At 59.1% G+C, this 13,442-nt stretch carries 13 protein-coding genes and 1 pseudogene; 7 read left to right on the forward strand and 7 right to left on the reverse strand.

What is annotated here, in order from left to right; all coding sequences use genetic code 11:
* The coding region (gene dnaK / locus OQK_RS07155; protein WP_038860678.1) for a molecular chaperone DnaK at positions 1-1,317 on the reverse strand (1,317 nt) is incomplete at its 3' end.
* Positions 1,318-1,419: 102 nt separating this feature from the next.
* The gene (gene grpE / locus OQK_RS07160; RefSeq protein ID WP_016771768.1) at positions 1,420-1,986 is read right to left on the reverse strand and encodes a nucleotide exchange factor GrpE; all 567 of its coding nucleotides are present in this window, start codon (positions 1,984-1,986) and stop codon (positions 1,420-1,422) included.
* Between the two features lie 240 nt (positions 1,987-2,226).
* Between grpE and recN the strand changes: the two genes are divergently transcribed.
* On the forward strand, positions 2,227-3,900 hold the full coding sequence (recN, locus tag OQK_RS07165; protein ID WP_016771769.1) for a DNA repair protein RecN: 1,674 nt from the start codon (positions 2,227-2,229) through the stop codon (positions 3,898-3,900).
* A gap of 76 nt (positions 3,901-3,976) precedes the next feature.
* Here recN and fur read toward each other — a convergent pair whose 3' ends face one another.
* Positions 3,977-4,381, reverse strand: coding sequence for a ferric iron uptake transcriptional regulator (gene fur, locus OQK_RS07170; protein ID WP_016771770.1), 405 nt, complete (start codon positions 4,379-4,381; stop codon positions 3,977-3,979).
* 97 nt (positions 4,382-4,478) lie between these two features.
* On the opposite strand from fur, the gene OQK_RS07175 reads away from it, so the two are divergent.
* Positions 4,479-5,006: an outer membrane protein assembly factor BamE gene (locus OQK_RS07175; RefSeq protein ID WP_016771771.1), complete on the forward strand. Its 528-nt coding sequence runs from the start codon at positions 4,479-4,481 to the stop codon at positions 5,004-5,006.
* Positions 5,007-5,067: 61 nt separating this feature from the next.
* Here OQK_RS07175 and OQK_RS07180 read toward each other — a convergent pair whose 3' ends face one another.
* Genes OQK_RS07180 through OQK_RS07190 form a run of 3 tightly spaced genes read right to left on the reverse strand, consistent with a single transcriptional unit; the run spans position 5,068 to position 7,220 of the window.
* Complete coding sequence (locus tag OQK_RS07180; RefSeq protein WP_016771772.1) at positions 5,068-5,382, reverse strand: RnfH family protein; 315 nt, start codon at positions 5,380-5,382, stop codon at positions 5,068-5,070.
* Positions 5,375-5,809 (reverse strand): type II toxin-antitoxin system RatA family toxin, encoded by a 435-nt coding sequence (locus OQK_RS07185; RefSeq protein WP_016771773.1) that lies wholly within the window; start codon positions 5,807-5,809, stop codon positions 5,375-5,377. Before OQK_RS07185 ends, OQK_RS07180 begins: the two co-directional genes overlap by 8 nt.
* A 7-nt stretch (positions 5,810-5,816) precedes the next feature.
* Complete coding sequence (locus OQK_RS07190) at positions 5,817-7,220, reverse strand: sodium-dependent transporter (protein ID WP_016771774.1); 1,404 nt, start codon at positions 7,218-7,220, stop codon at positions 5,817-5,819.
* 119 nt (positions 7,221-7,339) lie between these two features.
* On the opposite strand from OQK_RS07190, the gene smpB reads away from it, so the two are divergent.
* The gene (gene smpB, locus OQK_RS07195) at positions 7,340-7,822 is read left to right on the forward strand and encodes an SsrA-binding protein SmpB (RefSeq protein ID WP_007953781.1); all 483 of its coding nucleotides are present in this window, start codon (positions 7,340-7,342) and stop codon (positions 7,820-7,822) included.
* Between the two features lie 135 nt (positions 7,823-7,957).
* Here the strand turns inward: smpB and OQK_RS07200 are convergent, their stop codons facing one another.
* A complete protein-coding gene (locus OQK_RS07200) occupies positions 7,958-8,725 on the reverse strand; it encodes an FCD domain-containing protein (RefSeq protein ID WP_016771775.1) in 768 nt (255 codons plus the stop codon).
* Between the two features lie 263 nt (positions 8,726-8,988).
* Here OQK_RS07200 and OQK_RS07205 point away from each other — a divergent pair, with 263 nt between their 5' ends.
* The 4 genes and pseudogenes from OQK_RS07205 to OQK_RS07220 all read left to right on the forward strand — a co-directional run.
* Positions 8,989-10,683, forward strand: coding sequence for a lactate permease LctP family transporter (locus OQK_RS07205; RefSeq protein WP_016771776.1), 1,695 nt, complete (start codon positions 8,989-8,991; stop codon positions 10,681-10,683).
* A gap of 149 nt (positions 10,684-10,832) precedes the next feature.
* The gene (locus OQK_RS07210; RefSeq protein ID WP_016771777.1) at positions 10,833-11,657 is read left to right on the forward strand and encodes a (Fe-S)-binding protein; all 825 of its coding nucleotides are present in this window, start codon (positions 10,833-10,835) and stop codon (positions 11,655-11,657) included.
* Positions 11,654-13,111, forward strand: a complete 1,458-nt coding sequence (locus OQK_RS07215; protein ID WP_016771778.1) for a LutB/LldF family L-lactate oxidation iron-sulfur protein — start codon at positions 11,654-11,656, stop codon at positions 13,109-13,111. The genes OQK_RS07210 and OQK_RS07215 overlap by 4 nt, the downstream gene beginning before the upstream one ends.
* Positions 13,108-13,442: pseudogene (locus OQK_RS07220) on the forward strand (lactate utilization protein); the annotation flags it as partial. The gene OQK_RS07215 and the pseudogene OQK_RS07220, both read left to right, overlap by 4 nt.

Here is a 13,442-nt window from a genome sequence, read left to right on the forward strand (position 1 = left end):
GTGAATGGTCACAGCACCCTGGTTGTCGTCGGCAGTCGAGAACACTTGCGATTTCTTGGTAGGAATCGTGGTGTTTTTCTCGATCAGCGCGGTCATCACGCCACCCATGGTTTCGATACCCAGGGTCAGCGGGCTGACGTCGAGCAGCAGCACGTCTTTCACGTCACCGGCCAGAACAGCGCCCTGAATCGCAGCACCCATGGCAACAGCTTCGTCCGGGTTGACGTCTTTACGCGCTTCTTTACCGAAGAAATCGGTAACCAGCTTCTGCACCAGCGGCATACGAGTCTGACCACCGACCAGAATCACGTCGTTGATCGCGCTGACGTCGATACCGGCGTCTTTCATGGCAATGCGGCAAGGTTCGATGGTGCGCTGAACCAGGTCTTCAACGAGTGCTTCGAGCTTGGCACGCGAGATCTTCACGTTCAGGTGCTTAGGACCGGTCGCGTCTGCAGTGATGTACGGCAGGTTGACGTCGGTCGACTGAGCGGACGACAGCTCGATCTTGGCTTTCTCAGCGGCTTCTTTCAGGCGCTGCATCGCCAGCGGGTCACCTTTGAGGTTCATGCCGCTTTCTTTCTTGAATTCGTCAACGAGGTAGTCGATCAGACGAATGTCGAAGTCTTCACCGCCGAGGAAGGTGTCACCGTTGGTGGCCAACACTTCGAACTGGTGCTCGCCGTCAACTTCAGCGATTTCGATAACGGATACGTCGAAGGTACCGCCACCCAGGTCATAAACGATCACGGTGTGATCGCCCTTGGCCTTATCCATACCGTAAGCCAGAGCGGCTGCGGTTGGTTCGTTGATGATACGTTTTACGTCCAGACCAGCGATGCGGCCCGCGTCTTTGGTGGCCTGACGCTGGCTGTCATTGAAGTAGGCCGGAACGGTGATCACCGCTTCGGTCACTGCCTCGCCGAGGTAGTCTTCGGCGGTCTTCTTCATCTTCTTCAGAATTTCAGCCGAGATTTGTGGCGGTGCCATTTTCTGGCCGTTCACTTCTACCCAGGCGTCATTGTTGTCAGCCTTGACGATCTTGTAAGGGACCATCTGGATATCTTTCTGCACAACTTCTTCGTCGAAACGACGACCGATCAGACGCTTTACTGCGTACAGGGTGTTGTGCGGGTTGGTGACAGCCTGACGCTTGGCCGACTGACCTACCAGAATTTCGCCATCGTTGGCGTAAGCGATGATTGACGGCGTGGTACGCGCGCCTTCAGCGTTTTCAATAACTTTGGCTTTGCCGTTTTCCAGCACGGAGACGCAGGAGTTGGTAGTCCCCAGGTCGATACCGATAATTTTGCCCATGTTCACTCTCCCGAAACTTTGGATTTTGTTGCCGCAGCAGTGGTGGCTGACTGCGGTAGCACTTAAACGCTTGACTTCTAAATGGGGGCCTTGCGGCTAATTTCAAGCCTGCTCGTCAATCGAAGGCGAAACCGGTGCCGGCGCCTTGCTGACCACGACCATCGCCGGGCGCAGCAGGCGACCATTGAGCTGGTAGCCCTTCTGGAAAACCTTCAACACGCTGTTCGGCTCGACGTCGGCACTTTCCTGCATGGCCATCGCCTGATGGTGAACGGCGTTGAACGGCTCGCCATGCGGATCGATCGCTTCAAGCTGGTAGCGCTTGAGGGTGTCGTGGAACATTTTCAGGGTCAGCTCGATGCCTTCGCGCATCGGGCGGATGCTTTCGTCGTCCGGGCTCGACAGCTCGAGGCCGCGCTCCAGGCTGTCGACGATCGGCAACAGGTCGCTGGCAAATTTCTCAAGGGCAAACTTGTGCGCCTTCTCGACGTCCTGCTCGGCACGGCGGCGAACGTTCTGCAGATCGGCAGCAACACGCAGAGACTGATCCTGCGCGGCGGCCAATTGCTCTTCGAGCACTTGCACACGGGTCGCCAGGTCGTCACCCGAACCTTCGGGCGCCTGATTGGCTTCTGGGTTTTGCGTATCTACTGTCTGTTCGTCAGCCATAGAATTCTCCTTTCAATTTCGTCCGCGAGCCTGACTCGCGCTTCTGCCCCGATATATGGGGCCGCAAAATCAGGCTTCAAGGGCTGAAAACAATTGTCCCTACAAAAAAGTGCTGAATACTCATTCTTGAATGCGCTAAGAAAACTTTTCGATCAAGCAAATCGAGCTAAGGGCGGGCATTGTCAGGCCTGAACAAAACACTGTATAAATAACCAGACCTCAAGCCTGGGAGCTGCCTTTATGCTGGTGCACCTGTCCGTACATAACTACGCCATCGTTGAACATCTCGATCTCGAACTTGATCGCGGGATGAGCGTGATCACAGGGGAAACCGGCGCCGGCAAGTCGATCATGCTCGACGCCCTGGGCCTCACCCTGGGTGATCGCGCCGACAGCGGCGTGGTTCGCCCGGGCGCTGATAAAGCCGACATTCTCGCCACCTTCGATCTTGCTGATATCCCCGAAGCCAGCGCCTGGCTTGCCGAGCGCGATCTGGAAAACGACGGGCCGTGCATCCTGCGCCGGGTCATCACCTCGGAAGGTCGTTCGCGCGGTTATATCAACGGCACGCCCTGCCCGCTTGGCGACCTCAAAGCCCTCGGCGAGCTGCTGATCGACATACACAGCCAGCACGAACATCAATCGCTGCTGAAAACCGACACCCATCGCCGCCTGCTTGACGAGTACGCCGGCGCGACCGATCTGGCGCGTCAGGTGCAACTGGCCGCACAGCGCTGGCGCCAGACTCGCCAGGAACTGGAGCGCCTTTCCAACTCCGGCGACGAACAACGCGCACGCCATCAACTGCTCAGCTATCAGCTCGAAGAACTGGAAAACCTCGGTCTCGGCGAAAACGAACTGGAGCAACTGGAGCAGGAACACAAGAACCTGACCAACGCCGAAACCTTGCTGGGCATTTGCCGGCAAGTGGTCGAGCAATGCAGCGAAAGCGACTCCGGCAATGTGCTGAATGCGCTGACCGCCAGCCTCAATCGACTTTCCAGCGTGAACAGTTCGGTGGGTGCGCTGGGTGAAGCCAGCAGTCTGCTGACCAGCGCACAGATTCAGGTGGAAGAAGCGGTTGGTGAGCTCAATCGCTTCCTCGACAATTTCGATGCCGACCCGGCTCGCCTGCAATACCTCGAAGAGCGTCTCGACGCTATCTACACCTTGGCGCGCAAACACCGGATTCAACCGACCGAAGTCGGCGAGATGCAGCAGAAGCTGCTCGATGAAATCGAAACCCTCAATGCTAACGATGAATCCATCGAGCGCCTGGGCGAAGAACTGGCGTCCTATGCCCGCCACTATCAGGAGAAAGCGCGCGAGCTGAGCGACCTTCGTCATCAGGCGGCCGGCAGCCTCGCCAGTGCGGTGGAGCAGGAAATCCAGCGCCTGGGCATGCCTGGCGGCCGATTCACCATCGAACTGAAAGCCAACAGCAGCGACGAGTTGCTGCCGAATGGTCTGGAACAGGTCGAACTGCTGGTCAGCGCCAACCCCGGTCAACCGCTCAAGGCGCTGGCAAAAGTTGCCTCCGGTGGTGAGCTGTCGCGGATCAGTCTGGCGATTCAGGTCATTACCGCCCAGACCTCCCGCGTGCCGACCCTGGTGTTCGACGAAGTGGACGTAGGTATTGGCGGCCCGACTGCCGAGATTGTCGGCCAGTTACTGCGCCGTCTCGGTGATCGCGGCCAGGTCCTGACCGTGACGCATTTGCCGCAAGTGGCGGCGCAAGGGCATCAGCATCTGTTCGTGCACAAGGTCCGCGACGAGAAGGCGACTCACACCGCCGTCGCCAAGCTCACAAAGAACGAGCGCATCGAAGAAGTCGCGCGCATGCTCGGCGGTATCGATCTGACCAAGGAATCCCTGGCTCACGCGAAAAAAATGGTGGTGACCGCCAAGGCGTAACAAATAGCAGAAAGCACGAAGGCGACCCTTAGGTCGCCTTCGTTCGTTTCGCGAATGTGAAATTCGCGCGACATGCTTACTTTTTCTTGCGTACGTACAGCACCAGGTTGTGATCAACCATCTCGAAGCCATGCTTCTCGACGATCGATTTCTGAAGTTTTTCGATTTCTTCGTCGAAGAATTCGATCACTTCACCCGATTCCACGTTGACCATATGGTCGTGGTGGCCACCGTCAGCCAGTTCGAAGACCGCGTGGCCGCCGTCGAAGTTGTGGCGGACCACGAGGCCGGCCGCTTCGAACTGGGTCAGTACACGGTAAACCGTGGCCAGACCGACGTCCTCACCAGCTTCCATCAACGCCTTGTAGACGTCCTCGGCACTCATGTGACGCTGCTCGGTAGAGTCGAGCATTTGCAGGATCTTGACCCGTGGCAGGGTCACTTTGAGGCCGGCTTTGCGTAGTTCGCTATTTTCAACCATGGTCAGCTTTCTCGCGATGCTGCTTCGCAGCTTCTCTTAATGCGGGTATGATCGGCGTTTACGTTGTCCCAGCCAAGATAGTGGAAGTCGCCCACCGATGCAAAACACCAAGCTCTTGCTAACCAGTTTCACCTTTGTGGGACTGCTCGCACTCGCCGGTTGTTCATTCCCCGGGGTTTACAAAATCGACATCCAGCAGGGCAATGTCGTCACGCAGGACATGATAGACCAGTTACGCCCGGGAATGACCCGGCCGCAAGTACGGTTTATCATGGGCAACCCTCTGCTTGCCGACACGTTCCATGCCGATCGCTGGGATTATCTGTACAGCCTGCAACCGGGTGGCGGTGAACGCCAGCAGGAACGAATCAGCGTTATCTTCAATTCCAACGACCAGCTTGTCAGCCTGTCCGGTGACTTCATGCCCGGCGTGAGTCGTGATGAAGCCATTCTCGGCAAGGACAGCGGCACGACCGTGACCGCGCCGGCTGAAAACGCCGACAAGCCAGAAGCTGAAAAACCAGCCAAACCAGGCTCCTTGCTGGATCAGATCCAGAAGGACGTCGATGGTGTGGAAACCGTACCGGTTCCGACACCAGAGCCGCTGGACACCTCGCCGCAGTAATAGGCGAGACAATAAAAAACCCGGACATTCCGGGTTTTTTATTGCCTGCCGTTTGGTCTGATCAAGAATTGCGTGCTTTGGCCTCGGCAGCCTTGGCCGCGCGCAAGCGTCGAACTTCTTTGGGATCAGCCAGCAGCGGTCGATAAATTTCGATCCGGTCGCCCGCCTGAACAGGGCGAGAATCCGCGTCAGCCACGACCTTGCCAAAAATCCCCAGCGGGCACTGCGCCAGATTCAGCTCAGGAAACTCGGCCGCGATGCCCGATGCGTGCACCGCCGCCCGGACGCTGACGCCTTCAGCGACGCTGATCGCACGCAGAACCTGCCGATCAACCGCCGCGTACACGACTTCTATCTCGATCACCGGCTTAACCATGCATCTGCTTGGCGCGCTGGCAGAAAGCATCCACCAGCTGGTTAGCCGCCTGATTGAACAGCGGGCCCAACGTAGCGCGCACCAACGGCCCGGCATAATCGAACGACAGATCCAGACTGATCTTGCAGGCCTTTTCGTTCAGCGCCTTGAATACCCAGATGCCGTGCAACTGAGTGAACGGGCCTTCTTCGAGATTCATCTCGATCGACTGCCCCGGCACCAGCGTATTGCGCGTGACGAAATGCTGACTGAGGCCGCCCTTCGCTACGCCGACACTGGCGCGCATGTGTTCCGGGGAGCTTTCCAGCACTTCAGCCTCCGAGCACCACGGCAGAAACTCCGGGTACCGCGCGACGTCGTTGACCAGGTCGTAGAGAAACTGCGCCGGGTACGGCAGGAGCGCGGATCGTTGGATATGTGTCGTCATGTAAGCGTTACTTCCAGAGCTGAGCGGCAAAGACTACAAGAATGCCGATAGGCGCCACGTAGCGCATCAAGAACAGGGACAGGGCAAATAGAACCGGGTTACGGATGGACAATTCATCCCGCACCGCTTCACGCCCCATTACCCATCCCGCGAACAGCACGAAACACAAGCCACCAAGGGGCAACATGATCCGCGAGGTGAAGAAATCGATCACGCCGAAGAAGTCGAGACCGCTCTGCGCACCCCATTGATAGAGGCTGAACGCCCCGCCTTCGTTCACGAAAAACTTGGCTTCCTTCCAGATATTGAAAGAAAACACCGTGCCCAGACCAACGAACCAGCAGGTGAACGCCAGCCAGAACGTCACCCAGATGCGGCTGATTTTAGTGCGTTCAACCAGGTAAGCCACCATCGGTTCGAGTAGCGAAATAGCCGAACTCCAGGCAGCCACCGCGACCAGCACAAAGAACACCACGCCCATCAACTGGCCGAAAAAGACGTTACCAAAAGCAAACGGCAGGCTGACGAACATCAGCCCCGGGCCTTCGCTTGGGTTCAGGCCGGCAGCAAATACAATTGGAAACAGCGCCAGACCGGCCACCAGCGATACGAAAGTATCCAGCAGCGCAACGCCGACCACCGTGCCCGACAGCGAGGTGTTCTTCGGCATGTAGGCGCCGTAGATCATGATGGAGCCGACGCCGACGCTCAGCGAAAAGAACGCGTGCCCCATCGCTGGCAGCAGGCCGTCGAGGACTTTTTCCGGGTGGAAGTCGAACATGAAATGCACGCCTTCCATGAAATGCCCGGTGGTCATGCTGTAGCCCAGCAGCACCAGAATCATCACGAACAGCAGCGGCATCATGATTCGCAGGCTGCGTTCAAGCCCGGCGACCACGCCTTTGGCGATCACGAAGGCCGACAGCAGCATGAAAATCGTGTGCCAAAGTGTCAGGCGCCATGGATTGGAGATGACATTGCCGAAATAGGCGCCGACCTGATCGGCCGTCGCGCCCTGGAAATCGCCACGGCCCATGTCGACGATGTAATCCAGCGACCAGCCGCCGACCACACTGTAGAAAGAAAGAATCAGCAGGGCCGTGATCATCCCGGCAAACGCGCCCCACGACCATTTCGCCGAGTGCCCGGCTTCCAGTGCCAACACCTTCAGGGCATTCGCCGGACTTTGCCGGGCGCGCCGGCCGATCAGGGTTTCCGCGAGCATGACCGGGACACCGATAAGCGCGATGCACGCCAGGAACATCAGCACAAAGGCACCGCCGCCGTAGACCCCGACCATGTAGGGGAACTTCCAGATACTACCCAGTCCCACGGCCGAACCGGTCGCGGCGAGTATGAATACCCAGCGGCTAGCCCAACTGCCGTGGACAGAAACCTTGTCTGTCGACATCGTTTATCACGCCCAAGCGTTAGAAAAAGAGGCCGCATTGTCCGGGATTCACTCAACCTGCTCAAGCACGCAGCAACACCGTAGCCGACAGCCGAACAACTCCATATAATGCCGCCCCTATGGCTAAACAGAAGAAACACCCAACAGGGACCATCGCGCAGAATAAAAAGGCGCGACACGATTACTTCATCGAGCACAAGTTCGAGGCTGGTCTGGTCCTGGCCGGCTGGGAAGTAAAAAGTCTGCGGGCGAGCAAGTTGCAGCTGGTCGACAGCTACGTGCTGCTCAAGGACGGCGAAGCATGGTTGCTCGGCAGCCACATCACGCCGTTGATGACCGCAAGCACCCACGTCATCGCCGACCCGGTGCGCACACGCAAACTGCTGCTCAACCGCCGCGAGCTGGACAAGCTTGCCGCCGCCGTGCAGCAAAAGGGTTACGCCTGCGTCTGCCTGTCCTGGTACTGGAGCAAGCACATGGTCAAGTGCGAAATCGCTCTGGGCAAGGGCAAGAAGGAATACGACAAGCGCGACACCGAGCGCGAGCGCGATGCCGGGCGTGAATTGCAGCGTGCGGTGCGCAACAAGGGCAAGGAAGATTAGTTTTCCACCCTGATCGTTCCCACGCTCTGCGTGGGAATGCATCCCGTGACGCTCCGCGTCACAACGCGGACGCAGAGCGTCCATTGCTGTATTCCCACGCAGAGCGTGGGAACGATCGTTTGCAGAACTAACTGACTACATCCCCTTGCGCCGCTCCGCCCGAGCCATGCGCTGTACCTCCTGACGCACCTCTTCCAGCACTTCCTGCACATACAGAATATGGCGGCTGGACACTTCTCGCGCCTGCTCGGCACGCCCTTCGATAATCGCCAGATACAATTCCCGATGCTGCGAGATCAGCATGTCGCGGGTTTCCGTACGCTGTTTGTACATGCCGCCGATGTTGGTCACAACGTTGCGCTTGAGCAGATCGAACAAGCCGCGAATCGTATGCAGCAACACCGCATTGTGACTGGCCTCGGCAATCGCCAGATGAAACTTCGCATCCGCCGCGCCCTCTTCCGCCCGGCTGACTTCTTCGTGACGCGAGTAGCAATCCTGCAGCTCTTCGAAGGCAGCAGTCAGGCGTTCACGATCAACATCAGTCGCGCGCAATGCGGCGTAGTAGGCGCACGATGCCTCCAGGGTGTGGCGGAATTCGAGCAAATCACGTTGCGCTTCGGGATTGCTTTCAAGCAATTGCAGCAGTGGATCGCTGAACGTCGACCCCAGGCCTTCCACCACATAATTGCCGCCGCCCTGGCGACTGACCAGCAAGCCTTTGGCCGCCAGTTTCTGAATCGCCTCGCGCAACGACGGGCGTGATACGCCAAATTGTTCGGCCAGCGTGCGCTCGGCCGGCAGCCGCTCGCCCGACTTCAGCGTGCCCTCAAGGATCATCCCCTCGAGGCGCTCGACAATATCGTCAGACAAACGGCGCTGACGTATCTGATCAAAGCCCATAACTCATTTCTCCACGATCCCGACCGCTCGCCGGGGTGTCTATTCTGGCCTATCCGCGCGCCGCCGACACCTGCCAGACACCACTTCGCCAAAGCGGATCAGTTGCGCTCTGCACCGCATCTTCGACGAAAGTTTCAGAGCGGCAAATTGACACACCGCCACCAAGGCTTTTACCCTAGCCAACAGCGCTTGTAAATTGGTCTTACCAATTACCCAAGATCGCTCACAGTGCCTGACCAACAACAATTAGGGGCCACCCCACCATGCAAACCTGGCAACAGCTCTACAGTCCGCTCGGCAGTCTTGGCGTCTCCGCTCTCGCGGCCGTCATTCCCATCGTGTTCTTCTTTCTCGCCCTGGCGGTGTTCCGCCTCAAAGGCCATGTGGCCGGCAGCATCACCCTCGCACTTTCGATTGCCGTAGCGATATTCGCCTTCCAGATGCCAGTGGACATGGCGTTCGCCGCCGCTGGTTATGGTTTCGCTTATGGTCTGTGGCCGATTGCCTGGATCATTGTCGCGGCGGTGTTCCTCTACAAGCTGACGGTGAAGAGCGGTCAGTTCGAAGTCATCCGCAGCTCGGTTCTGTCGATTACCGATGACCAGCGCTTGCAGGTGTTGCTGATCGGTTTCTGCTTCGGCGCATTTCTGGAAGGTGCCGCCGGTTTCGGCGCGCCGGTCGCGATTACTGCCGCACTCCTTGTAGGACTGGGCTTCAACCCGCTGTACGCCGCCGGCCTGTGCCTGATCGCCAACACCGCTCCGGTGGCGTTCGGCGCGCTGGGGATTCCGATCATCGTGGCGGGCCAGGTCACTGGCATCGACGCCTTCAAGATCGGCGCCATGACCGGTCGCCAGCTGCCACTGCTGTCGCTGTTCGTGCCGTTCTGGCTGGTGTTCATGATGGACGGCCTGCGCGGTGTGCGCGAAACCTGGCCGGCCGCGCTGGTGGCAGGCTTGAGTTTCGCCATCACCCAATACTTCACTTCCAACTTCATCGGCCCGGAACTGCCGGACATCACCTCGGCACTGGCCAGCCTGATTTCCCTGACCCTGTTCCTCAAGGTCTGGCAACCACGTCGCGCCGCCGGCCAGCACATCGTTGGCGCCGTGTCCGCTTCAGTGGTCAGCGCCAGCGTCGGCGGTTTCGGCCAGAAGCGCACCACCGTCGCTTCGCCCTACAGCCTCGGGGAAATTTTCAAGGCGTGGTCGCCGTTCCTGATCCTCACTGTGCTGGTGACGATCTGGACGCTGAAGCCTTTCAAAGCCATGTTCGCTGCCGGCGGCTCGATGTACAGCTGGGTGTTCAACTTCGCGATTCCGCACCTTGATCAACTGGTGATCAAGACTGCGCCGATCGTGGCCAACCCGACCGCGATTCCAGCGGTGTTCAAACTCGACCCGATTTCCGCCACCGGAACGGCGATTTTCTTCTCCGCGCTGATTTCGATGCTGGTACTGAAGATCAATTTCAAAACTGGTCTGACCACTTTGAAAGAGACCTTCTACGAACTGCGCTGGCCAATCCTGTCGATCGGCATGGTGCTGGCGTTCGCCTTTGTCACCAACTACTCCGGCATGTCGTCGACCATGGCCCTGGTGCTGGCGGGTACTGGCGCCGCGTTCCCGTTCTTCTCGCCGTTCCTCGGTTGGCTGGGCGTGTTCCTCACCGGTTCAGATACGTCGTCGAACGCGCTGTTCAGTTCGTTGCAAGCGACCACCGCCCACCAGATCGGCGTCAATGACACCTTGCTGGTGGCGGCCAATACCAGTGGCGGCGTGACCGGCAAGATGATCTCGCCGCAATCGATCGCCGTGGCCTGCGCCGCGACCGGTCTGGTCGGCAAGGAATCGGATCTGTTCCGCTTCACCCTCAAGCACAGCCTATTCTTTGCAACGATTGTCGGTTTGATCACCCTGGCTCAGGCCTACTGGTTCACCGGCATGCTGGTGCACTAAACCTACAAGAAAGACGGAAATAACCGACGCCGGCCCGTGATCCGGCGTCAGCAATTCACCACCGGGTCTGTAAGGCTGCTGAAAGCAATGCGCTTTATATTCGGCAGCCGCAGCAGACGGATAACCGGGCCCACCCGGAGACACGCCTGATGAGCGAGCTTTTTTACAACGCTGTGCCGAACGCGACCCGCGTGGCACCGCCACTGCCCGAACCTCGGCAATACCCCAGCGAGAAACCGTCGCGGGTCTACCTGTTCGGCACGTGTGTGGTCGACCTGTTCTACCCCGAAGCCGGGATGGACGCGATCCATCTGCTGGAGCGCGAAGGGATTCGGGTCGAGTATCCGCAAGGGCAGAGCTGCTGCGGCCAACCGGCCTACACCTCAGGCTACACCGAGCAGGCGCGGACGGTAGCGCGCTCGCAACTGGCGTTGTTTGCCGGCGATTATCCGGTGGTGGTGCCGTCGGGTTCCTGCGCCGGCATGCTGCGCGAGCATTACGCCGACTTGTTCAAGGACGAGCCGGAGACGTTGAAACAGGTGCAGGCGCTCGCAGCGCGCACCTATGAATTGGCCGAGTTTCTGCTGTTCGTCTGCAAGGTGCAGCTCAAGGACAGCGGCGAACCGGTGAAAGTCGCGCTGCACACCTCGTGTTCGGCACGCCGCGAAATGAACACCCACCTGCACGGCCGCGAGTTGTTGGCGCAGTTGAGCAACGTGGAGCGGGTTAATCACGACCACGAAAGCGAATGCTGTGGCTTCGGTGGGACATTCAGCGTCCGTATGCCAGACATTTCCGGCGCGATGGTGGCTGACAAGACCCGCGCGCTGAAGGAGTCCGGCGCGCACAAGGTACTGAGTGCCGACTGCGGCTGTTTGATGAACATCAACGGCGCTTTGGAGAAACAGCAGCAAGCGTTGCGCGGGCAACATCTGGCGAGCTTCCTCTGGCAGCGAACCGGAGGTGCGCAATGAGCACCTCGACGATTATTCCTACGGTCGCCGTAGAAGAAGATTTCCGCACCCGGGCACACAATGCCCTGGGTGATCAGCAGCTGCGGAACAACTTCCGCACTGCCATGGATTCACTGATGACCAAGCGGGCAGCGGCTTTCAGCGATGCCCACGAAAGAGAACACTTGCGCGCACTGGGCAATTCGATCAAGGCCCGCGCGCTGTCCAAGTTGCCCGAGCTGCTCGAGCAACTGGAACAGAACCTGACCCGCAACGGTGTGACAGTGCACTGGGCGGAAACGGTGGACGAGGCCAATGGCATCGTCTTATCGATCATCCGCGCTCACGAGGCGCGGCAAGTGATCAAGGGCAAATCGATGGTCAGCGAAGAGATGGAGATGAACCATTTCCTCGAGGCTCGGGACATTGAATGTCTGGAGTCCGACATGGGGGAGTACATCGTCCAGCTCGACCACGAGAAGCCTTCACACATCATTATGCCGGCGATCCACAAGAATGCCGGTCAGGTCGCGTCCTTGTTCCACGACAAACTTGGCGTGGAATACACCAAGGACGTTGACCAACTCATTCAGATCGGTCGCAGGGTCCTGCGGCAGAAATTCTTCGAAGCCGACATCGGCGTCTCCGGCGTCAACTTCGCCGTCGCCGAAACCGGCACCCTGCTGCTGGTGGAAAACGAAGGCAACGGGCGCATGACCACCACCGTTCCCCCGGTGCACATCGCCGTCACCGGCATCGAAAAAGTCGTGGAAAACCTGCGCGACGTGGTGCCGCTGCTGTCACTGCTGACGCGCTCGGCGCTGGGCATTCCGATCACCACCTACGTCAACATGATCTCCGGCCCGCGCAAGGAGCATGAACTCGACGGCCCGCAGGAAGTGCATCTGGTGCTGCTCGACAACGGTCGCAGCCAGGCCTTCGCCGACAGTGAATTGCGCCAGACCCTGAACTGCATCCGTTGCGGCGCCTGCATGAATCACTGCCCGGTGTACACCCGAGTGGGCGGCCACACTTATGGCGAGGTCTACCCGGGGCCGATTGGCAAAATCATCACCCCGCACATGGTCGGCCTGGCCAAGGTTCCGGACCACCCGAGCGCGTCCTCACTGTGCGGCGCCTGCGGTGAAGTCTGCCCGGTGAAAATTCCGATCCCGGCGATCCTGCGCCGTCTGCGCGAGGAAAACGTCAAAGCCCCGGACGCACCGAATCAGGTGATGCGTGGCCAGGGCAGCAAGTATTCGCGCAAGGAGCGCTTCATCTGGAACGCTTGGGCCAGACTCAACAGCTCGCCGACGCTGTACCGCTTGTTCGCTTTTTTCGCCACGCGCCTGCGCGCCCTTACGCCGAGCAATGTCGGCCCATGGACGCAAAACCACAGCGCGCCAAAACCGGCCGCGCGTTCGTTGCATGACATGGCCCGCGAGCATCTGGCCAAACAGGGAGAGCGTCGATGAGCGCCAAGCAAAATATCCTCGGCAAACTGCGGAAAAGTCTGACCGGCACCACGCCAATTGCCGACAACTTCGATGTCGATCTGGTCACCCAGCCCTACACCTACAGCGCCGAGCAACGCATCCCGCAACTGCGCAAACTGATGGAGGCGGTGCACACCGAAATCCACCTGACCTCGGGCGCCGAGTGGCCGGCATTACTGGCGCAACTGCTGCGTGACCGCCAGTTGCCGAGCCTGCTGATCGCTCCGACAACAACTCACGGGCAACGCATCACCCAGCACTGGGCGAACAATCGCGAGCTGCCAGAACTGAAGTCCTACGACCGGCCAAT

Origin of the sequence: Pseudomonas sp. R62, assembly GCF_000257605.1 — a bacterium.
GTDB lineage: Bacteria > Pseudomonadota > Gammaproteobacteria > Pseudomonadales > Pseudomonadaceae > Aquipseudomonas > Aquipseudomonas atacamensis.